At 55.2% G+C, this 21,982-nt stretch carries 14 protein-coding genes and 1 other annotated feature; of the genes, 6 read left to right on the plus strand and 8 right to left on the minus strand.

Features of this window, described 5'->3' with window-relative positions; all coding sequences use genetic code 11:
* Positions 1 to 27: 27 nt before the first annotated feature.
* The 8 genes from RB620_RS09165 to RB620_RS09200 all read right to left on the minus strand — a co-directional run bounded on the left by RB620_RS09165 (position 28) and on the right by RB620_RS09200 (position 10,539).
* A complete protein-coding gene (locus RB620_RS09165) occupies positions 28 to 1,146 on the minus strand; it encodes an RNA-guided endonuclease InsQ/TnpB family protein (RefSeq protein WP_308093672.1) in 1,119 nt (372 codons plus the stop codon).
* Between the two features lie 21 nt (positions 1,147 to 1,167).
* Positions 1,168 to 1,722, minus strand: coding sequence for a carbohydrate ABC transporter permease (locus RB620_RS09170; protein WP_308093674.1), 555 nt, complete (start codon positions 1,720 to 1,722; stop codon positions 1,168 to 1,170).
* A gap of 354 nt (positions 1,723 to 2,076) precedes the next feature.
* Positions 2,077 to 4,593: a LamG-like jellyroll fold domain-containing protein gene (locus RB620_RS09175; protein WP_308093676.1), complete on the minus strand. Its 2,517-nt coding sequence runs from the start codon at positions 4,591 to 4,593 to the stop codon at positions 2,077 to 2,079.
* A gap of 132 nt (positions 4,594 to 4,725) precedes the next feature.
* Entirely contained in the window at positions 4,726 to 5,676 is a 951-nt protein-coding gene (locus RB620_RS09180; protein ID WP_308093678.1) for a glycoside hydrolase family 43 protein, read from the minus strand.
* A 59-nt stretch (positions 5,677 to 5,735) separates the two neighbouring features.
* On the minus strand, positions 5,736 to 7,226 hold the full coding sequence (locus RB620_RS09185; RefSeq protein WP_308093680.1) for an alpha-N-arabinofuranosidase: 1,491 nt from the start codon (positions 7,224 to 7,226) through the stop codon (positions 5,736 to 5,738).
* Positions 7,227 to 7,271: 45 nt separating this feature from the next.
* Positions 7,272 to 8,135: a carbohydrate ABC transporter permease gene (locus RB620_RS09190; RefSeq protein ID WP_308093682.1), complete on the minus strand. Its 864-nt coding sequence runs from the start codon at positions 8,133 to 8,135 to the stop codon at positions 7,272 to 7,274.
* A 16-nt stretch (positions 8,136 to 8,151) separates the two neighbouring features.
* Positions 8,152 to 9,075 (minus strand): carbohydrate ABC transporter permease, encoded by a 924-nt coding sequence (locus RB620_RS09195; protein WP_308093684.1) that lies wholly within the window; start codon positions 9,073 to 9,075, stop codon positions 8,152 to 8,154.
* Positions 9,076 to 9,168: 93 nt separating this feature from the next.
* A complete protein-coding gene (locus RB620_RS09200; RefSeq protein WP_308093685.1) occupies positions 9,169 to 10,539 on the minus strand; it encodes an ABC transporter substrate-binding protein in 1,371 nt (456 codons plus the stop codon).
* Positions 10,540 to 10,912: 373 nt separating this feature from the next.
* Here RB620_RS09200 and RB620_RS09205 point away from each other — a divergent pair, with 373 nt between their 5' ends.
* The 6 genes from RB620_RS09205 to bioB all read left to right on the plus strand — a co-directional run bounded on the left by RB620_RS09205 (position 10,913) and on the right by bioB (position 21,980).
* The gene (locus RB620_RS09205; protein WP_308093687.1) at positions 10,913 to 11,836 is read left to right on the plus strand and encodes an ArsR/SmtB family transcription factor; all 924 of its coding nucleotides are present in this window, start codon (positions 10,913 to 10,915) and stop codon (positions 11,834 to 11,836) included.
* A 230-nt stretch (positions 11,837 to 12,066) separates the two neighbouring features.
* Positions 12,067 to 12,299 (plus strand) — a binding site (T-box leader).
* Positions 12,300 to 12,348: 49 nt separating this feature from the next.
* Positions 12,349 to 14,121, plus strand: coding sequence for an arginine--tRNA ligase (argS, locus tag RB620_RS09210; RefSeq protein ID WP_308093689.1), 1,773 nt, complete (start codon positions 12,349 to 12,351; stop codon positions 14,119 to 14,121).
* 532 nt (positions 14,122 to 14,653) lie between these two features.
* Positions 14,654 to 18,433, plus strand: coding sequence for a glycosyl hydrolase family 18 protein (locus RB620_RS09215; RefSeq protein WP_308093691.1), 3,780 nt, complete (start codon positions 14,654 to 14,656; stop codon positions 18,431 to 18,433).
* A 459-nt stretch (positions 18,434 to 18,892) separates the two neighbouring features.
* Positions 18,893 to 20,266 (plus strand): adenosylmethionine--8-amino-7-oxononanoate transaminase, encoded by a 1,374-nt coding sequence (gene bioA / locus RB620_RS09220; RefSeq protein ID WP_308093693.1) that lies wholly within the window; start codon positions 18,893 to 18,895, stop codon positions 20,264 to 20,266.
* Complete coding sequence (gene bioD, locus RB620_RS09225) at positions 20,263 to 20,976, plus strand: dethiobiotin synthase (RefSeq protein ID WP_308093695.1); 714 nt, start codon at positions 20,263 to 20,265, stop codon at positions 20,974 to 20,976. Before bioA ends, bioD begins: the two co-directional genes overlap by 4 nt.
* Positions 20,977 to 20,981: 5 nt before the next feature.
* Positions 20,982 to 21,980: a biotin synthase BioB gene (gene bioB / locus RB620_RS09230; protein ID WP_308093697.1), complete on the plus strand. Its 999-nt coding sequence runs from the start codon at positions 20,982 to 20,984 to the stop codon at positions 21,978 to 21,980.
* Positions 21,981 to 21,982: the final 2 nt, after the last annotated feature.

Here is a 21,982-nt window from a genome sequence, read left to right on the forward strand (position 1 = left end):
AGATTGACAGCTGCCCTGCAAGCCTAGTCATGCTACGCCTGCACCTTGAAGAAGGTACTGTTTTCCCTTCAGACAGAGATTCATAGCGCCTATGCGGTCATCATTGCTTGCATATCCGCAATCCCGGCAATGGAAACGATGCTTCCCTTTATCCCGATTTTCTTTTGCGATGTGGCCGCATACCGGACACGCTTGCGACGTGTGCCTCGGATCAACCGCAATCGTGATCGATCCCGCAAGCTGCGCCTTGTACTCAAGCATGTTGCGAAGCTGGTGGAACGCCCATGATACCGTCACATAGCGATCCTTTAGCTTGGTCTTTTCCGTTGCGCGGCGAACACCTGTCAAATCCTCCAGCACGAACAACGTTTTTGCTCCATACCGGGTAACGAGTGCCTTGCTGACCTGATGGTTCACGTCGGTCATCCAACGGTTTTCTCGTTCTCCGATTTGCTTCAGTCTGCGACGGGATGACGACGTTTGTTTGCGCTGCAGCTCCGAACGCAACCGTTTGTAGTTTGCTCGTTTTCGTTTCAGCGCCCTGCCCCGATAGAAGACGGTCTTGCCATCGGTGCCGTACGCCGTGGCAATAAAGTTGATGCCTAGATCGATCCCAGCAACTTGTTCAATGTCCTGCAGCCCAGGAGCTGCTATTTCCTTAGATACAGGAATATGCAGAAACCATTTGCTTTTTTTCCAGATAAGCTTTGCTGTGCCGAATGTCCAAGTGCCGTCGAAATAAGCTTCCATTCCCTTGGATTCGAAGGGGACTTTGATGCGGCCCTGAAGTGTATTCACGGAGAACAGCTGCGCGTTCAGCGAATAATCCCTATTCCAGACTAGATCATATTCCGGCTTCTTAAACTGCACGCGCGTCCAATCGTGGCCGCTGCTCCGAATCGTCTTGTATCTGGCAATGACGGTTTTCATCACCGACTGAGCCATTTGGGAGCGCAGACCAATCGTGCCGCGGAGGAATTGATAGGTCATTCGGTGCAAAGCAGGCTGCTTTAATTCGCTCGAGTCGAACACACAGTCAGAGACCAGATTGCAGCCTCGCCGATAAGCAATCATGGTTTGATGCAGCGCCTCCATTTGACTATCCGTCGGCTTAATCTTGATTTTTGCCGTAACTGTTGCGATCATACGTTCGCCTCCTTTCTATACTTATGATAGCATATATTGGAGGTCAAGAACATTTGAAAAATCATTCAGGCTAGCGCCTGACGCACATTCCTCCCCATCTTTAAGAAGCGGGAGCATCCTGTGCGAATTTGATGACGGGTCGACGCCGAACCAGGACAGCACGTAGTTGAACAGGCCGGCCTGCGGATTGAACACCCAGAACCAGAGAAGCGCCATCGACACGCCGGAGATCATGCTCGGGAAATACATCGCCGTCCGGAAGAATCCGCGAAACGGAATCTTCTGATTGATCAGCATCGCGAAGAAGAGCGACAGGAGCAGCGTGAGCGGTACGCTGATGAACGTATACTTCAGCGTGACGCCGATCGAATTCCAGAACTGTTCGTCCTGGAACAGCTCTCGGTAATTGTCCGCCCCGATGAACACTGGCGTATTGATAATGTCGTACTCCGTGAAGCTGTAATAAAGGGAAGCCAGAATCGGGAATAACGCAAGTACGATGAATCCAAGCAGCCATGGGGAGACAAAAAAGTAGAACATCCTTCCCTGACGGCGGCTTTCCTTTGATGACCTCATTCGAGGGCCCCCTTTTTTTGTTTAAATGACTTGTACCCAAAAGTTAAAGCGCTTTAACTTTATTGACAAAAAAATAACGAAACCAGCGTGGCAATTATCGTAAACTCATGACAGTAATCATGCGGTTACAGCAATAATCTCGCGTTCAGCATTCTAGTCGAAAATAGTGTCGCCATTCACCAAAAGTTAAAGCGTTTTAACTTTCATTCACTTAATGCCTATTATAAGGGGAGCGACACGAAGTTGACAAGCGGAAATTTTGCGCTACCTTGTAACGGACTGACCGATGTTGTCCAGACAGCGAGATCTGCAAAAAAACGCACGAAGCCCGCTGGCTTCGTGCGCTCCTCTCCTTTATTTCCCTTCCGCATTCAAGCCTGCGACTTCCGCCTCTGTCAGCGCTCCTTGGTATACGCGAAGCTCGTCCATCAGACCTTGATACGGAGTATCCCACCAGTTGACGCCAAGCGCGAACATCGCGTTTGCAACGTTGAAAATGTTCGGGAAGTTCGTGCCCTCATATTTCTCGACGCCGTTAACATAAAGTCTAATGTCTCCGCCGTCGACCGTATATGCCAAATGCGTCCATTCGCCGGCCGGAATCGTCAAGCCGGACACCGCGTCATACCATCTGCCGCTGCCGGACCACACCATCGTATTGTTGCCTACCGGACCGCTTGGCACCAGGCTTACCCAGTTGCTGTTGTCCTTGGCGCCGAAGAAGGTCGTCGTGAATGGGGTAAGCAGATTCGGCTTCAGCCACAGCGCCACGGAATACGAATCGCCGGAAATGAGTCCGTTCGGCAGACGGACGCCGGAGGCGCCGTCGAATGACGCAGCCTTGCCGTTCTTGCCCTCTTCATACGTTATATTCCCGCCGTCCTGATCGATTCGGCTGCCCGTTGCCGTGCCCGCTGCAAACTGGCCGGAAGCGTCGTTCAAATCATTTTCAAAAGCAAAGTGTGCAGCCAGCCCTGCCGTTTGAAGCGGAAGCACCGTAATATTGAAAGCTTTCGTCGCTGTTACGCCGTCTTTGGATATGGTCGCCGTCAACACTGCCGATACGCTGCTCGCGCCAGCCGCAGGACGAACGATGACGCCGGTATCCGTTACGACCGAAGCATCCGAGGTTTGCCACGAGATTTGCGTATTGCGCGTTCCCGATGTCGGCAGAACCAGATTGTCGATGACATTCGCCGTGTCGCCGAGATCCAGAGCATTTACGACATCATCGACGCTCTGCTGAGCGGTTTTGTCGGACTGCCTGCTGCCCCAGATGGAGACGCCTTCACCCGACAGCGCCGTGAACGTCATCACATAGCTCTCCGAGACCGGATCCCATCCGCGTACAAATACGCCTTTATAGGTTGCTCCGTCAAGCGTAATTTCGGCTGTGTTATGGGCTGTCCTCTTCCAGCTGCCCGTCGCGTCGCCGGTAATCGTATGGTTGCTGTTCAACGTAACAAACTTCGAGTTTTCGATATCTGCCGAATTCAGCTTGCCATGGTTGATCAGCTTGTAATCGCCGACCACATCCGGATTGTGTACTTTGCTTAACGTTTCACCGGTGTAACGGTATGGCGCGACGACCGGCCATCCGTCTTTGTTCATAAACATCTGATGCACGCGCACCTCATGGTACTCGCCCGTTTGCGGGAACCGCGAGTGGAATACGAGGAATTGCTTGCCGGTTGCCGGATCGATATACACCGAGTTATGGCCCGGGGACACATAACCGACGCCGATGCCCGTTCCTTCGTCGCCGACCTTGCGGTCGAACAAGTAGTTGCCGATCAGCTTGTTGCCATACGAAGCGTTGATTGTATCGGCTGGCAATACCGCATTTTGCCCCTTGGCGTCTACGTACGGACCGTCCGGATTTTTTGAACGGAATTGGCGCATGTTGTAACCACCGTCTGCGCCCAGCCAGCCGTAGGTAACATACAAATAGTAGTACTTTGTGTTTTTGTCGTACACAATGTACGGGCCTTCGCCCGATTCATAGTAGCCGCCGGCGATTTTAACGCCGAAGTAACGGTCGATTATTCTGCCGTCCGAGGTTTGACCGTCCGCACCTGGATAGATCGCTTTGCCTGTCGCTTTATCGATTTCGAGCAGGAAGATGCCTCCGGACCACGAGCCGTATGTCATCCACAGCTTGCCGCTTTTGTCGTAGAACATCGTGGAGTCGATCGCGTTTGGATACATTTTGTTGTTGAACGTGCCGTTGTCATTAAACCATGCCTCGTTTTTGCCGCTAAGCTTGCCGCTGTCGACCAATGCTTTAATATTGGTGTTCGTCCATTTTTTATTAACCTTGCTGTTATTGTCGTAAGCCTCGTCTTGCGTAAATCCGGAATATACGATTGTGTCTCCATACGTATAAGGCCCTTCGATGCTTTGCGACACCGCAAAGCCGATCGCCGAGCGGATGTAAGTGGACGATGCGCTGTAGTACATCATGTAAGCGCCCTTGGAGCCGTCTTTGTTCATATAATCTTTATTATAAAATACGTCTGGCGCCCATACGGCATAACCGCCTTTGCTGTCGGAGTCATTCTCCCCCGCCCATGCGAAGGAACCCGCCAGATTGCTAGACAGATCGCCGAAAATCACATTGTTCGGCGTCGTGTAGCCGTTCGTGAACCGCGTCCAGTTAATCAAATCCGTCGATTTGGCCGCATCGATATGAGAGCCGAACGCGTAGAACGTGTCGCCGTCCTTAACGATCGAAGGATCGTGAACCGAAACGTTTTGAAAGACCGACGCAGCCGGCTCCGGCTGATTTTTGCGTGCCGATACGATTCCCGGAATAATTAGTGCACAAGCCAATAGCAAGATTGATATTTTATAAGCCCCTTTTTTCCGCAAGAAGAAACATCCCTTTCACTTTAGAATCAATGTAACCGCATACATTTTTTATGCCGTATCGCTCATATTCCACCCGGAAACGAATAGCCGTCGTGGTGCGGTCACCTTCGGCTATGTCGTTCTGGCTCCTGGTTATTCGAAAATCGGTTTGCCGTCTGCGCTCCACTGCAGCTTACGGACGAACGTATGACGGTTCGGATCGTACAACGGATCGCCGACGATTTCCTTGTACGTGCGGGCGTGGAAGACGAGGATGTCGTCCTGGCCGTTCTCCGACTTTGTGAAGCTGTTGTGGCCCGGACCGAACAGGCCGTTCGCCTCGTCCGTCTTCAGCACCGGCTGCGGCGACTTCGTCCAGGAGGCAGGGTCCATCAGATCAGCTTCTTCCGACGCTTCGAGCAGCCCCATGCAGTAATGATGGTTCGTTGCACTTCCCGAATAGGAGATGAAGATACGTCCGCCGCGCTTCACGACGGCCGCCCCTTCGTTCACGAGGAAGCCGATTACTTCCCATTCGTACTCCGGCTTCGTCAGCATGACGCCGTTCGCCGCCAGCGTCCACGGATTCGCCATCGGCGCGATATACAGGTTAGAGTTGCCTCTAATATCCGGATCTTTCTGCGCCCAGACGAGGTATCGGGTGCCGCGGTGTTCGAATGTCGTCGCGTCGAGGGCGAACGATTCCCACATCGTCTTGATCTGGCCTTTCTCGACCCACTCGCCTTCGAGCGGGTTCGCCGATGCGTTCTCCAGCACGAACATGCGGTGATCGAACAGCCCGTCGTTCGTCTCCGTCGTGCGGGCGGCGGCGAAGTAGATGTACCACTTGCTGTCGATGAAATGGATTTCCGGCGCCCAGATGTTCGCGCTCATTATGCCGGACGCGTGCTTCCGCCACGCGACGACCGGCTCCGCTTTCGCGAGCCCCGCGATCGTGCTCGCCCGCCGCACTTCGATCCGGTCGTATTCCGGCACGGACGCCGTGAAGTAATAGAATCCGTCGTCATGCTTGTAAACCCACGGATCGGCGCGCTGCAATATAATCGGTTGTTCCGTCGCCGCCGTTGTATTCTGTTCAATCATCGTCTCTCTCCCTCTCTAGCTCCAAAAAATGATATCGCCGCCTGCGCTCCTGCGCGCCATTACGCTTTCGGCGTCAGCCGCACAACCGCCACCGATGCCGGCGGCAGCTTCGCGGACAGCGTGCCGTCTACCCAGCGCGCTTCGTCGAACGAACGCTGCGCGACCCGGTCTGGCCGATCGAACGTGTTGTGTGCGAGAATGTCGTCTGCAGCGAGGATCGAGCCGTTCGCCGTGTAGCCGCCGGACGATCCTCGCAGCTCGACGAACAGTTCCGCCACGTTCACCGGGTCGAGGTTCGCAAGGCTGACGCTGATAACACCATCCTTGATCGATGCGGATACCGTCACCTGAGGCAGCTTCTTGCCGTGCCCCTCGTATTCGCCGAACGAGCCGTGGAGCGCGAGCGACTCGCCGTCTTGGTGCACCTTGAACATTTCGAGCACGTGGTAGGTCGGCGTGAGAAGCATTTTGTCCCCTTCCGTCAGGATGACGGCTTGCAGCACGTTGACCATCTGCGCGAGGTTCGCCATGTGCACCCGGCTGCAGTGCTTGTGGAACACATGCAAGTGAATCGCCGCAACAAGCGCGTCGCGCATCGTGTTCTGTTGATACAGGAAGCCCGGATTCGTGCCCGGCTCAGGCAAGAACCAAGTGCCCCACTCGTCGATGATCAAGCCAACTCGTTTGTTCGGATCGTACTGATCCATAATCGTGCTATGGCGCGTAATCAATTCGTCCATATAGAACGCCTTGGCCATCGTCTCCGCCCAGTCTTTCTCGTCGAAGTGAAGCGCAGGCTTCTTCTCTTCCCAGCTGCCCGGGATTGTATAATAATGAAGGCTGAGGCCGTCCATCAGGTGGCCCGCTTTGCGCATGAGCACCTCCGTCCAGCGGTAGTCTGCGACGTTCGCGCCGCCCGCGATCTTGTACAGGCGGTTATCGCCGTATTGCCGGACGTAAGTCTGATAATTACGGTATAGATCCGCGTAGTACTCCGGCTCCATGTTGCCGCCGCAGCCCCAGTTCTCGTTGCCAACGCCAAAATATTTCAGCTTCCACGGCTGCTCGCGGCCGTTCTCCTGCCGCCAGTTCGCCATCGGCGACTCTCCGCCGAACGTCATGTATTCGACCCATTCGCTCATTTCCTGCACCGAGCCGCTGCCGACGTTGCCGCAGATGTACGGCTCCGCGTCCAGCAGTTCGCACAATTGGAAAAATTCATGCGTGCCGAAATGATTATTTTCCACGACGCCGCCCCAATGCGTATTGACCATCCGCTTGCGCGATTCGCGCGGGCCGACGCCGTCCTTCCAATGGTATTCGTCCGCGAAGCAGCCGCCCGGCCAGCGAAGATTCGGGATGTTCAGCTTGCGAAGCGCTTCGAGCACGTCGTTCCGGATGCCTCTCGTATTCGGAATCGGCGAATCTTCGCCGACCCATAGTCCTTCATAAATGCAGCGGCCCAGATGCTCCGCGAAATGTCCGTAGATATGGCGGTTAATGGTGCCGACCGTCCAGTCGGCGTGTACGACTACTTTGTGTGTGGTCATCGTGTGGTTTGTCTCCTTTATCTATGTGGTAGTGAAAAGCTGCTCCTATCCTTTGATGCCCGTCAGGGCGATACCTTCAATGAAGAAACGCTGCGCGAACGCGAACAGAATCAGCGTCGGCACGAGCGCGACGACCGCGCCGGCCATGATGAGCGTCCATTCCGTCACGTAATAGGACGAGAAGGAAGCGAGCTCGAGCTGGAGCGTATATTTCTCCGGCGTGTTCAAGTAGATAAGCGGTCCCAGGTAATCGTTATAACCCGCGTTGAAGGACAGAATGCCTTGCGTGATAAGTGCCGGCTTCGTAAGCGGAATAATGATTTTCAGGAAAATGCCGAAAGGGTTCATCCCGTCGATCTTCGCCGCATCCTCGAGCTCGTCGGGGAGCTGCTTAATGAATTGGCGTAAGAAGAAAATCGTCATCGGCGCGCCGAACATGCCCGGAATAATAAGCGGCTTCCAACTGTCCGTCCAGCCGAATGTCTTAAACATAATAAACGCCGGAATCATCATGACCGCGCCGGGAATAACCATTGTTCCGACGAGCGTCATGAACAGCTTATCGCGCCCCGGGAAGCGCAGCTTCGCGAATGCGTAAGCGGACAATGCGCAGACGAACAGGCCGATCACGAGCGTCGGAACGACGACGATCATCGTATTGAAGAAGCCTCGGATCATGTGCGCATCCGTAAAAATTAACTTGTAGTTCTCCCAAGCGATCGTCGACGGTATCCACTGCGGCGGATACGAGAACACTTCGCCGTCCGGCTTGAGCGACGTGGACAGCATCCACAGGAATGGTACCGCCATTATGATGCCGCCGAAGATCAGCAGCAGATAGACGACCGTATTGGTGAGGAACTCACCTTTTTTCAACTCTCGGCGTCCGGTTGCCGTTTGCGTACTCATGGATTCGTATCCCCCCTTAGTTGTAGTGGACCCACCGCTTGGACAGCAGGAAATTGATGAGAAGGACAAACATAATAATGATGCCGATAAACCAAGCGATCGCGGACGCGTAGCCCATCTCGCTGTACTCGAACGCTACGGTGTACAGGTAGTACACGATCGTCGTTGTCGAGTAGTTCGGCCCGCCGCCCGTAAGCAGCTGGAACCGCGGGAAGTCCTGTAGCGCGCCGATGAGCGACGTAATCAAGATGAAGAACGTCACCGGCGAAATGCCCGGAATCGTAATGTGGATGAACTTGTTCCACCCTCCTGCTCCATCGACCGTCGCCGCTTCGTACAGGGACGATGGGACGTTGCCGAGCGCAGCTAGATACAGGATGATGCTAACGCCCATGCCGCCCCAGACGCCTTGGATGATGATGGCGATCATCGCCCAATTCTCGTCGACGAGCCATGCAGGCGGATTCAGGCCGATCTGGCCCAAATAGTAGTTGAGCAAGCCGAAGTCGGCGTTAAAGATCCATTGCCAGATCATCGCGAGCGCGACGATCGAGCAGATCGTCGGCAGGAAAAACATCATCCGGAAGAAATTTCTTCCGCGCAGCTTCCGGTCGAGCAGCATCGCAACGCACAATGCCACGATCATGCCGATCGGCACGCCGAGCGCCGCGTAGAACGTGTTCCACAACGTCTTCCAGACGAGCGGATCGTTCGTCAGGGCGCGTTCATAGTTCTCGATGCCCGTAAATTCGGCGGGCTGGCCAAAGTTAAACGTCGTTAGGCTCATATAGAGCGAATTCACAAGCGGATAAAGCAGAAATACAAGCACGCCGATGAACGGCGGGGCGATGAACAGGAACCCCCACCACATCTCATTGCGGTAGAGCGACTTTCTTTTGGTCGGTTTCACTTGCGCGGTAGTCGTCGCATTGGCATTCATCAGGGCTGGCCCCCTTCTTGATTTGTTCCGGGTAAATAAGGAAGCTGGAGCGCGGACGCGCGCGGCGTCCGCGTTGCAGCTTCCCGTTATGATTTATTGAAAGAGCTCCGGATTGCCTTCCTTCAAGTCCTTCTCGACCAGCGGCTTCAGCTTCGCGAAGAAGTCGACTGCCGATTCTTTGCCGGTCCAGAACTTGCTTAGGTTTTGGCTCAGCGTATCAAACCACTTGCCGTTCGGCAGGTACGTCCACGGACCTGGCAGCTGGCCTTCGCCCGCCTTGACGAACACTTCCGGATGCTCCGGCTTCTGGCCTGGCTGCGTATATACTTCGTCGTCAGCCATCGATTTGAAGTTCGGAATTTGGAAGCCGAGCTCCGTCATCTTCGTTTGTCCTTCGATACCCGCGAAGAATTCAACCAGCTTGAACGCTTCCTCAGGATGCTTCGACTTCGCGTTGACGCCGAGGCCGACCGAGCCAGACCAGCCGTTCGTCCACGTGCCGTTGCCCGACGGAATCGGCGCAACGTCCCAATCGAACTTCAGCTTGCGGTATGTCGGTACCATCCAGCGGCCGCCCGTAATCGTCGCGAGCTTGCCCGCCTCGAACATTTGGCCGTCGTTCATCGATTGCAGCGCGCGGGAATCCGGCACGACCTTGTGCGTATTCGTCAGATCGTAGATAAATTGCATCGCTTCTGCAGCCGCCGGCTCGTTCACTACGAATTGCGTACGGTCTTCGCTCAGGACGGCACCGCCGTTGCCCCATACGAAGCCTTCCCACCATACCGGGCCTGCGCCGTAAATGTCGGTCTTGCCGTCGCCGTTCTCGTCGACCGTCAGCTTCTTCCACATCTCAAGCGCTTGCTCCCAATTCATCGGCGTCTCTGCGCTTGGGTAAGGAACGCCCAGCTTGTCGAAAATCGTTTTGTTATAGTACATAACCGTCGGGCCGATATCCTTCGGCAGCGCGTAGTAGCCGCCAGTACCCGTAATTTTGCCGTCGTAACGGTAGCGGTTCAGACCGCCTTCCCACATGTCGTTCAGGTCCAGCTTGTCGCTCGACTCGACGTACTGCGTGATGTCGAGGAACGCGCCTTGCTTCACCCAGCGGGGGAAGTCGCCGTCGCTCGTGAAGATAACGTCCGGCGCCGAGTTGCCGGCGATCATCGTGTTCATCTTCGTGGTATAATCGTTAGGAATGTGAATGAATTTCACTTTGATATTTGGATACGCTTTCTGGAATTCGCCGAGTACCGCTTCGAACACTTTGCGCTCGTCCGGCGCTCCCCACGACGAGATGGAGATTTCGACGTTCTCCGCAGGCGCTTGTTCGCCGCCTCCGTTCGCCGCGTTGTTGCTCGCCGCACCGTCGTTGCCTGCGTTGTTGCCGCCGTTGTTGCCGCTGCACGCCGTCACGATCAGCGCGATAATCAGCGTGAGGATCATAATCGAACCTTTTTTCATCTGTTTCATAACCTCCTCGTTATTGGTAAAACGAATGACAAGCCCCCGTAATAGCGCTTACATGTTACTTCTGAAAAAACGTCATCCCTCCTGACCGTGCGGCAGCTTATAAGCAAACGATACCAATATTACCAGCTCATGAATGCCGCCCACAATGCTTTACATAAATGTGAAGTATTTCGTAGATGACTGTTATATTTAGCATATTAAAGCGCTCCTATCGTTTTGTCAACGGATAATTATCAAATATTTCATGTTTTTATTAAACTATTCGCAAATAACGTTATATTTTCGACCGTCTATGAATCCCCTTGTCAAATATCAAGTAGGTAAGGTATATTTAATATAAAAATGAACTATTAGAAGAGGTCGCATGGAGACAACCGTATCGGAGAACAATCTCCCCCTATTCGAGGCATTGGCCAGCAACGTCCGAATCAAGATCATGGAGCTGCTCGGACAGAAGCCAATGATCATGAAAGACTTGGCAGCAGCGCTCGGACTCAGCAATTCTATTATTACGATGCACGTCAAGAAGCTCGAGCGGGCCGACCTGGTCCGCACGGAGATGATTCCCGGCAAGGGCGCTTCGCAGAAGCTTTGCACGTTGGTCGCCGACCGGATTGAGCTCGTGTTCCCGAGCAAAGGGCTCATTCCGCGCAACTTCCATATTTCCAACATCTCGATCGGTCATTTCACCGACTTCGACGTCAAGCCGACTTGCGGTCTGGCCTCCAAGTACAAGATCATCGGAGACGGCTTCGACGATCCGCGTTACTTCCTCGACCCGGAGCGCGTCGACGCCAAAATTTTGTGGTTTTCAAAGGGGTTTATCTCGTACAAAATCCCGAACTACCTGAAGCCCGATGAAGAGCCCGAAGAGCTTGAAATGACGATGGAGCTCGCTTCCGAAGCCCCGCTCTCCAATGAGCATTGGCCTTCCGACATCTCGTTCTCGTTCAACGGCTTCCCGATCGGCAAATGGACGAGCCCCGGCGACTTCGGCGGCACTCGCGGCAAGTATACGCCGGAATGGTGGAATATCGAGATGAACCAGTACGGCCTGCTCGTCCATATCCGAATCAACGGCGACGGCACGTTCATTGAAGGAACGAAGGTGTCGGACTACACGATCGACAACGTCGACATTAATCGGCTGCAGTGGGACCTCAAGCTCGAGGTCAAGGAAGACGCGAAGAACATCGGCGGACTGACGATCTACGGCGCCGGCTTCGGCAACTACTACCAGGACATCGTCAGTAAGCTCACGTACATTGACCGAAAGAATGCCTATTAAAAGCTGCCCGCCTCTTGATTTCCGCAAGCGAATCGTTATAATACTTTATAAATAAGTGTTCAAAAAGTTTGGTTATCAGTACCGAGAAGATTGAATGAAGCTAGAAACTGAGTAGCGGAGCGTAGCAGAGCTACGTGAGCAACGGAAGGTTCGGCTGAATTCAATATTCGATGTCGAATAAGCTTCTGGGATTACTTCGTAATGGGAAGCGTACTTTTTGAACAACCTCTAAAACGTCAATGAACGGGACAGTAGTTGTCGGGCAAAGTTGCCAAGCGAGCCGGGATGGTGAGAGCCGGTCAACGGCCGACGAACGAAGAGGACCCGGGAGACGACTCTCCGAAGGGCGAAGCGCGCTCCTAGGGCAGTCCGGTTCGGCACCGTTACGGCTAAGATAAGATCCGGCTCTTTCGTGAGCTTCGGATAATGAGAGTGGCACCGCGGGCACATCCCCGTCTCTAACAGAGACGGGGATTTTTTGCGTTCCCGCGCGAATAGAAGGAGGAATCGATATGTTCAATGTATGGGCAGCCGACAGTCTGGCTCCGCATCTCCCGTTAACGAAAGAAGAAATCCTGTCCTTGCTGGAATATCCGCCGAACGACGAGCTCGGCGACGTCGCTTTGCCTTGCTTCGCGCTGGCCAAGACGATGAAACAAAGTCCGCAGCTGATCGCGCGGCAGCTCGCGGATACGATCAGCCATCCATCTTTCCTTGCGGAGGCGGCCGGGCCTTATTTGAACTTCAGGCTGAACCGGTCGGCGTTCGGCGAAGAGCTCCTGCGCGCTGTCCGCGCGGACGCGTTCTGGCGTCCGAATATTGGCGGCGGCAAGCGCGTCATCATCGACATGTCGTCCCCCAACATCGCCAAGCCGTTCGGCATCGGACATCTGCGCTCAACGATGATCGGCAACGCGATCTATCGCATCCTGCGGGAGGTCGGTTACGATACAGCGAACGTCAATCATCTTGGAGACTGGGGCACCCAATTCGGCAAAATGATTACCGCCTACCTCAGATGGGGCAATCCGGCCGATATTCAGGCAAGCGACAACGCCACGAAGGAGTATCTGTCGCTGTACGTGAAGTTTCACGAGGAAGCCGAGCGGCATCCCGAACTGGAAGACGAAGCAAGGGAATGGTTCCGCAAGCTGGAAACCGGGGACAAGGTGGCAACGGAGCTATGGCGCGAAATGATCGGAGAAAGCTTAAAGCAGTTCAATAAGCTGTACGATCGGCTTGGCGTGACGTTCGACCACGTGCTTGGCGAGAGCTTTTACAACGATAAAATGGATGCGGTAATCGAGGAGCTGCGCCGCACGGGGCTGCTGGAGGAAAGCGACGGCGCAATGGTCGTCCGGCTGGACGAATTCGGAAAGCCGCCTTGCCTGCTCGTCAAGTCCAACGGCACGTCCATCTACGCGACCCGCGACCTCGCTACCGCCTTATACCGCCGCAACGAAATGGACGGATCTCTGCTGCTTTATGTCGTAGGGGGCGAGCAGTCCCTCCACTTCCAGCAGGTGTTCCGCGTGCTCGAGAAGATGGACGGCTCATGGGAAGGGCGTTGCAAGCACATCCCGTTCGGGCTGATGATGATGGAAGGCCAGAAGATGTCCACCCGCCGCGGCAAGGTGCTGTTCCTGGAGGATGTGCTGAACGAAGCGGTCGAGCAGGCGAAACGAATCATCGAAGCAAAAAATCCCTCGCTCCGCGACAAAGAAGCCGCGGCCGAGGCGATCGGCATCGGGGCCGTCGTGTTCGGCGATTTGAAGAACACGCGCACGCTCGACGTCGATTTCTCCTTATCGGAGGTGCTCACCTTCGAAGGCGAGACCGGCCCCTACTTGCAGTACACGTACGCGAGAACGTCCAGCATTCTGCGCAAGGCGGCAATGTCGCCCGGATCGGAGGCCTTGTCGCCGAACGGCGCGCCGGACGCAAGCCCTGCCGGCAATTTCGGCGCGGCAGCCGCCCCTTATGCCCTGCCGCTTCGCGACGCTGACTTCGGCCTTGCGGACAACGCATATGCTTGGCCGCTTCTGAAGCTCGTCGCGTTTTACCCTGCGCGCCTTAGCCAGACAGCCGAACGCTACGAGCCGTCTATCCTAGCCCGTTACCTGCTCGAGCTGGCGCAAGCGTTTAACCGTTTCTACCATCACGTGAAGGTGCTGGAAGGAAGCGAATCCGAGCAGGCGTTCAAGCTTGAGGTCGTAAAAGCGGTCTCGGATCTGCTACGCAAGGGACTCGGCCTGCTCGGCATCCGCGCGCTGGAGGAATTGTAATTGCGAAGGCTCGCCGGCTTGCCGAGACATCGAAGGATTCTGACTAGTAAACCCTCGCTTCGACTAGAAAAATATTCTTAGCGTTAAAACGTGCAAGGCGTCCGTCGACCTAGATGGACGCCTTTCTTTTGCGATAGCATTTTTTCAGTTGTTCGCAGCCATTCATTCCCCATTGTTCGGCAGGATCAGCCAATGCTCGACGGATTATATCGACATTTTCTATATTTGTAAATTTTTATCCTATCTGGAGACGTATTTCCCCCTTCCGAACTTCCATGCTTCGTCCCATGATGAGAAGGTAAGGTTCAAGATACCTTAACAAAATCTCGCAAAGGAGGCTCTCCCCTCACCGCTCCCCCCTCATCATGATTCTGCCCTACACCTTAGACTTGCACATGACGGTTATGCTGCAATGTTCGAATATCTTAATCGAGGTGATATGGTGTACTTATTAACCCGAAAGCCCTTAATGAAACCCCTCGTTCTGTTACTCTGTTTGACCCTACTCCTCAGCTCTTTCTTAAACCTTTCTATGATTTACGCAGCCGATGAAATACCTGTACAGGTTCCCGAAGCCCCGCAAAATCTAAGAGTCGATACGATTACGGCTACCAGCGCAACGATCCAATGGGATCATGTCGCGGCGAAAAACGACATCGACGTGTGGCACGCGGAACCGGCCGCGGGAAGCGACGGTTACTTCACATGGGGGAATAGCGGAAGCAGGACGATCGAAAATCTCCAGCCGAACACGACTTACAAGCTCTATGTGACTTGGTTTGAACGGCCTGCCACGAGAGCACATAAAAGCAATATAATCGAATTCACTACGCTCGCGGGGGAAGTCGAACAACCTCCTGCAGTAGGGCCAAAAAACTTGAAAGTCAAGAAGGTGACTCATAATACCGTAGAGTTAACTTGGGATCCCTCGCCTACTATCAAACATTACTGGATTTGGGACCAGAATAATAAGTACATTTTTTGGGCCAACGACGGCGCCCAAACCGTAGGCGGCCTAACCCCGAATACGACTTATTCCTTCTATGTCGGCCCGGACGGCATACAAGCCGCTAACCTGATGCCGGAACAAAAAAGCAATCTCGTTACGTTTACGACACTAGAAGATACAAGCCAATATAAAGAGCCTCCTCTGACGCCGCCGCAGAACTTGAAGGTAACGGGCGTGACGCCAAGCAGCGTGACCTTCGCTTGGGGAGGAAGCCCTGGCGCGGACGGTTACGACTTCTATGCGAATAACGGCTGGGTAGACGGCGTATGGGACGGCTCCAACAAGTTTACGTATACCGTTCCCGAATCTAAGCGGACAGCCGGCACCGCTTTTACGTTCTTCGTTGGCGCCCAAGATTCCGTGAAGAAGAAGGTATCCGCGAACAGCAACACCGTCAAATTGACTTGGGGAGAGCTCGCGGCCCCGCAGGATTTGCAGGTTGTGACGGCGAATCGAACGACCGTAGCGCTAGGCTGGGCGCCGACTCCGGGAGCTGCCGCTTATGACGTTTATCAGGACGGCGAGCTTATCGGGACCGGCAACTCCAACCGATACACGGCAACCGGATTGACGGAAGGACAATCCTTCTCCTTCACGGTCAAAGCCAAAAATGCTCTTTGGCAGTCGCCGGCAAGCGATCCAATCGCATCTGTACCGGGTGCGGATTATACGAATGTTACCTACTACACTTCCTGGTCGCTGTCCGAAGAAGGACGTAATTTCAAACCGACGGATATTGACGTCTCTCAAATTACCCATATCAACTACGCTTTCGCGGATCTATGTTGGCGAAAATACGGGTCCGGACCAGCCGAATGCCAGAATAAAGACGTGCCGCTGCAATCCGGCTATGTGTATGACGGCGAGGTTATTATTGGAGATCCGGAGTTCGATCTTGTCAACTTCGAAAGTTTCGCCGCAATCAAAGAAACCGATCCGCATCTAAAGCTCCTTGTCTCCGTTGGCGGATGGTCTTGGTCGAACAACTTCTCCAACATGGCCGCTTCCGAAGTAACCCGCCGCGCGTTTGCCGATTCCGCTGTCAAGTTCATACGCGAATACGGATTGGACGGACTCGACATTGACTGGGAATACCCGGTTGAGGGCGGTGAAGAAGGCAATGTCCACTCTCCCGATGACGATATTAACTTTACGAAGATGATGCACGCTTTGCGCGAAGCGTTCGATGCCGCCGGTTCCGAAGACGGCAGATACTATTTGATCACCATCGCGTCCGCTCAAGGCGATAATTTCGTCGTCAACGCGGATCTGGCTAATTCGTCGCAATACCTCGATTTCATTAACATCATGGCGTACGATTACAGCGGAAGCTGGGAGCTGCTGGCCCATCATAACGCTCCGCTTTATTACGATAAGAACCATCCGCGCGAGTCGGCGGCCCGGGCAAACGTGAGCGGCGGCGTCAATGGCCATCTCGGCGGCGGCGTACCGGCCCATAAGCTGGTCATGGGAATCCCTTTCTACGGCAAAGGCTGGAGCGGCTGTGCAGAAGGCGGCCAATATCAAACTTGTACCGCGATCCCCGGGGGTACATGGGAGGCAGGCGTCTTCGACGTAGCCGATATCGAGAATAATTACGTCGGCAAAAACGGCTACGTAAAACATTGGAACGAAGCTTCCAAAACGGCTTACCTATGGAACAGCGAGACGGGGACGTTTATCACGTATAATGACGAAACGTCGATGAAGTATAATGCTTCCTTCGTCAAATCGCTGAATCTCGCCGGCGTCATGAGCTGGGAGGTCAGCGGAGACCGTAATCGCACCCTGCAAGATCAGCTGGCGCATGATCTGCCAATTAACGGAACGGTAAATGACGCCGCGCTCAAAGCGCCAACGCAGCTTGAAGTCGTTGGCAAGGGACGTTACAGCGCGCAACTGAAGTGGACTGCATCCGAAGGCGCCGACGCGTACGAAGTTTACGCGAACCGCCAGTACATCGGAACGACAGCCGGTACTTTGTTTACGGTAGAAGGGCTGAAGGCAGGCACCCATTATTCCATCTACGTGCTTGCCGTCGCCAAGGATGAAACCCAAATCGATGAGGTTTCTCCGGCAAGTATCATAAGCGTAACAACGGATGCCGAAACGTATTATATTCCGCCCGCCAAGGACAAAAACGAACTGGATGCCAAGGTTACGAAACAAAACGACGGGCTGACGATCGAAGTGTCGGAATCCTCCGCTCTGGCTACGATCAAGGCCAACGATTCCACCGCTTTCAAGATTACGGCAGATGCTTCGGCGGGCAACGTTGACGTCTTGTTACCGAAGGCCGTTGCGGAAGCGCTCGCGGCCAAAGGCGAAGACGCCCAAATCTCCATCGTCTGGGGCGACATCACGTACGTCATTCCGGCCGGTGCCCTCGACCTAGGCTCGGACATCCGCATCTCTCTCGCTCCTCCGGCTAGCGAAGTCGGCGAAACGATCGACGGGCTGGCGGGAGACGGCGAACTAACGCTGCTCGTCGACCCAATGGACTTCCAAATCGCGAAGAAAACCGAAGACGGGACGTACGAGGAAGTCGCCGATTTCGGCGGCAATCTGTTCAGACGGATCTTCACGCTGGATGGCGAGAACTTGGATGCCGATCGGTTGGTCGGCGTTCTGTATCTGCCGGAGAGCGGAGAGTTCCGGCCTGTGGCAACCATCGTGACCGAGAATGAAGACGGCACGGTTACGGTCGAGCTGCTGCGGGACGGCAATAGCATTTACGCTATCGTGGAGTCCGAATTCGATTACGAAGACGTCACGATGGACTGGGCGCGCGAAGCCGTGGAAGCGGCGACTGCAAGCCTGCTGATCTCCGGCAACAGCGCGACCGAATTCGGTGCCTCCGATGACATTACGCGCGCCGAATTCGTGTCGATGATCGTGAAGGCATTCGGTATCTTGCCGGATTACGCCGCCGAATCGTTCGCCGATGTCGAAGCCGGTTCCGAGTTCGCGGGCGACATTGCCGCGGCGGTAGAAGCTGGCCTGGTCACAGGCAAAACGGACGACACGTTTGATCCAAACGGCACCATCACACGCCAAGAAATGGCGGTCGTTCTGGGCAGGGCGCTTGGATACGCCGGTCTGGCGAACGAGGCGGATGCGGCGGTGCTTGACCGCTTCGCGGACCGCGCGTCGATTGCTTCCTATGCGGAAGGTTCCGCGGCTTGGCTGGTCGAGCTCGGCATTCTGAAAGGCGTGTCCGAGACGGCGTTCAGCCCGACGACGAACGTGACGAAAGCACAAGCGACCGTAGCCGTCATTCGTTTGCTGGCGTCTTTCGAATAAGCATCGAAATACTAGGGCCGGCCAGCATGTTCTGGCCGGCCTCATCATCCCGAGGGGTTCGCCCTCCGCTTCCATGTGAAGCCGGAGGGCGAACTCCTTTTTTTCTACGACTGCTAATTAACGAACAGCAGCCATCGGGGCGCGCGTTCCGCGCTGTAGGTACGTTTCGTGGACCTACAGCCGCCTCGGAGCGCGCGTTCCGCGCTGCAGGTACGTTTCGCGGACCTACAGCCGCCTCGGGGTGCGCGTTCCGCGCTGCAGGTACGTTTCGCGGACCTACAGCCGCCTCGGGATGCGCGTTCCGCGCTGCAGGTACGTTTCGCGTACCTGCAGCCATCGGACTGGCGACTTGTTTTTGGAAGGATCTTCTTTACGCGGGAGAGCTCGTCTGATACAATAACTTCGAATAATTGTTAACCAATAATATTAAATACAGGTTAACAATAAAACGATAAGGAGATGCTTATGACTTCGCAATATGATCGTCTTGCCGCCATGAATAAGGCCCATGTATGGCATCCTTTTACGCAAATGAAGGATTACTGTAACGGCGACCCGCTCATCATCGAACGAGGCGACGGCATTATGCTTTACGATCTGCACGGACGCGGTTATTATGACGGATTTTCTTCCGTCTGGCTTAACGTGCACGGCCATAACGTACCCGAGCTGAATGCGGCAATCACGGAGCAACTAGGAAAAGTTGCCCATTCCACCTTGCTCGGCATGGCCAATGTACCCGCCATTGAACTGGCCGAGAATCTGGTACGGATCGCACCCAAGGGGCTGACCAAAGTCTTCTATTCGGATTCGGGGGCTACCGGCGTCGAAATCGCGATCAAGATGGCCTTCCAATATTGGCATAACCGGGGAATACGCGGCAAGTCGTCGTTCGTCACGATGAACCACGCCTATCACGGCGACACCATCGGCGCCGTCAGCGTCGGCGCGATTCCGCTCTATCATGAGAAATTCCGCCCGATGTTGTTCTCGCCGCACATCATCCCGTATCCGAACGCCTACCGGCACCCAGGCGGGGCGGACGGCGCCGCCGAAGCGACGCTCGCGGCACTTCGCTCCTTGCTCGAGACGCGGGGGAACGAAATTGCGGCGCTCATCGTGGAACCGATCGTGCAAGGGGCCAGCGGCATCATCGTGATGCCTCCCGGATGTTTGCGCGCGATCGCCGATCTGTGCCGGGAGCACGGCGTGCTGCTGATTGCGGACGAAGTCGCGACCGGCTTCGGACGGACCGGCGCCATGTTCGCTTGCGAGCTCGAAGGCGTCTCCCCCGACCTGCTCGTCGCCGGCAAAGGCTTGACTGGCGGTTACTTGCCCCTGGCCGCCACGCTTGCGACCGACGAGGTCTATCAAGCGTTTTATGCCGATTACGAGGAACAAAAAACGTTTTTCCACGGGCACTCCTTTACGGGAAATCCGCTCGGCTGCGCCGTTGCGTTAGCGAGCCTGCAGCTGCTTGAAGATCGGGGCATCGTGCAGAGCGTTAACGGGAAAGCGGCGTTTGCGGCGCGGCGGCTTGAGGCTTTGGTGGACCTGCCCCACGTCGGCGATATCCGGCAGCAGGGACTGATGGTCGGGATCGAGCTTGTTCGCGATAAGATCACCCGCGAACCGTACGACTGGACGGAGCGCGTCGGCGTTCTCGTCTGCCAACGCGCAAGAGAGCTGGGCATGTTGACTCGCCCGCTCGGGAACGTCATCGTTTTTATTCCTCCGCTTGTCAGCACGACAGCCGAGCTCGAAGCCATGCTCCATATTCTTGCCTCCGCGATTCGCGACGTCACGGAATCCGGATGGAGGCCAGAGCGATGAAACGTTGGCGCGGCCTCTTCGTCACAGGCACGGATACCGGCGTCGGCAAAACCGTAATTACGGCCGCAATCGCAGCCGCGCTCCGGTCGGACGGCATGAACGCAGGCGTTTGGAAGCCCGTGCAATCCGGCGCGCTTCTTGGCAGCGGTAATACCGACGCCGAAGTAGTGGCACGCATGGCGGGATTAGAAGAGAAGCCGGAGCGCATCGCGTCCTTTACGTTCGAACCGCCGTTAACGCCCATGCTAGCGGCAAGGCATTCCGGGGTTTCCTTGCGATTGGAAGACATACTTGCGGCAGGCGAAACTTTAGCCGCACGTTACGATGCGCTGGTGATCGAAGGCGCGGGCGGCGTCGCCGTCCCGCTCACCGACGACGCGCTTGTCGTCGACCTGATCACCGAGCTTCGCGTGCCGGTACTGATCGTCGCGCGTTCCGGCCTTGGCACCGTCAACCATACGCTGCTCACCGCGGCATTGCTGCGCCAGCGGCACATTCCGATAGCGGGCGTCGTCATGAACGACTATATGTCGGAGCCGGATGACCCCAGCGTCGCCACGAACGCGGAGCTTATCGAACAATACGGCGGTCTGCAAGTGCTCGGCCGGTTCCCGCGCCTAAGCAATCCGATGAACCGGGAATCGTTGGTACGGGCCACCAAAGAATCGATCAGACTTACGTCCTTATTTCCGAAAAAATACGAGGAGTGAACGAGATGAAATCAGCCATGGCTTATACGGATTGGCAGCAGCTAGGCTATAAGGCGCTGAACGGGGAGCGGTTGTCCATGCCCGAAGCGCTTGCCGTGCTTGAAGCCGATGACGACGAAGTATTGTCGATCCTGCATGCCGCATTCAAAGTGCGGAAGCACTATTACGGCAAAAAGGTGAAGCTGAACATGATCATTAACGCCAAAAGCGGCTTATGTCCGGAAGATTGCGGCTATTGCTCGCAATCTATCGTATCCACGGCGCCGATTAAGAGATATGCCTTGCTGGACAAGGAGACGCTTCTAGCGGGCGCCCGCGAAGCCATGGCGCGCAAAGCGGGCACTTATTGCATCGTGGCAGCCGGCAAAGGTCCGACGAACAAAGAGCTGGATCAGGTGATCGAAGCCGTCAAGGAAATCCGTGAATCGATGCCCCTTAAGTTATGCGCATGTCTCGGCATTCTGAACGAAAGTCAAGCCGAGCGACTCTCGGCCGCGGGGGTGCATCGGTACAACCATAACTTGAATACCAGCAAGGCGAACTATCCCTCGATTACGACGACGCATACCTACGACCAACGGATCGAGACGGTGGAACGGGCAAAAAGGCAAAACATGTCCCCTTGCTCCGGCGTCATCATCGGAATGGGAGAGACGAATGAAGAAATCGTCGAAATGGCCTACGCCCTCCGGGAGCTCGATGCCGACTCCATCCCCATCAACTTCTTGAACGCCATCGCCGGAACTCCGCTTGAACACGCGGGACGCACGCCGGCGCTGAAGGCGCTGAAAGTGTTGGCCTTGTTCCGTTTCTTGTGTCCGGCCAAGGAAATCCGCGCGGCGGGCGGACGCGAAGTCAGCCTGCGCTCCTTGCAGCCTTTGTCGCTGTTCGCTGTGAACTCCCTGTTCGTCGGCGACTATTTGACAACGGAAGGCCAGGACGCGGCAGCCGATCACGCCATCATCGAAGATCTCGGATTCGAGATCGAAGAATGCGCGCTATAAGG

Origin of the sequence: Paenibacillus sp. LHD-117, assembly GCF_030929555.1 — a bacterium.
Classification (GTDB): domain Bacteria; phylum Bacillota; class Bacilli; order Paenibacillales; family Paenibacillaceae; genus Pristimantibacillus.

What these genes read in the sequence shown, in the direction of transcription:
- argS (WP_308093689.1), top strand. Translation starts at nt 12,349, where the DNA reads ATGTTCAATGTATGGGCAGCCGACAGTCTGGCTCCGCATCTCCCGTTA.
- RB620_RS09180 (WP_308093678.1), bottom strand. Translation starts at nt 5,676, where the DNA reads ATGATTGAACAGAATACAACGGCGGCGACGGAACAACCGATTATATTG.
- RB620_RS09215 (WP_308093691.1), top strand. Translation starts at nt 14,654, where the DNA reads ATGATTTACGCAGCCGATGAAATACCTGTACAGGTTCCCGAAGCCCCG.
- bioB (WP_308093697.1), top strand. Translation starts at nt 20,982, where the DNA reads ATGAAATCAGCCATGGCTTATACGGATTGGCAGCAGCTAGGCTATAAG.
- RB620_RS09205 (WP_308093687.1), top strand. Translation starts at nt 10,913, where the DNA reads ATGGAGACAACCGTATCGGAGAACAATCTCCCCCTATTCGAGGCATTG.
- RB620_RS09190 (WP_308093682.1), bottom strand. Translation starts at nt 8,135, where the DNA reads ATGAGTACGCAAACGGCAACCGGACGCCGAGAGTTGAAAAAAGGTGAG.
- RB620_RS09185 (WP_308093680.1), bottom strand. Translation starts at nt 7,226, where the DNA reads ATGACCACACACAAAGTAGTCGTACACGCCGACTGGACGGTCGGCACC.
- RB620_RS09165 (WP_308093672.1), bottom strand. Translation starts at nt 1,146, where the DNA reads ATGATCGCAACAGTTACGGCAAAAATCAAGATTAAGCCGACGGATAGT.
- bioD (WP_308093695.1), top strand. Translation starts at nt 20,263, where the DNA reads ATGAAACGTTGGCGCGGCCTCTTCGTCACAGGCACGGATACCGGCGTC.
- bioA (WP_308093693.1), top strand. Translation starts at nt 18,893, where the DNA reads ATGCTTATGACTTCGCAATATGATCGTCTTGCCGCCATGAATAAGGCC.
- RB620_RS09195 (WP_308093684.1), bottom strand. Translation starts at nt 9,075, where the DNA reads ATGAATGCCAATGCGACGACTACCGCGCAAGTGAAACCGACCAAAAGA.
- RB620_RS09170 (WP_308093674.1), bottom strand. Translation starts at nt 1,722, where the DNA reads ATGAGGTCATCAAAGGAAAGCCGCCGTCAGGGAAGGATGTTCTACTTT.
- RB620_RS09200 (WP_308093685.1), bottom strand. Translation starts at nt 10,539, where the DNA reads ATGAAAAAAGGTTCGATTATGATCCTCACGCTGATTATCGCGCTGATC.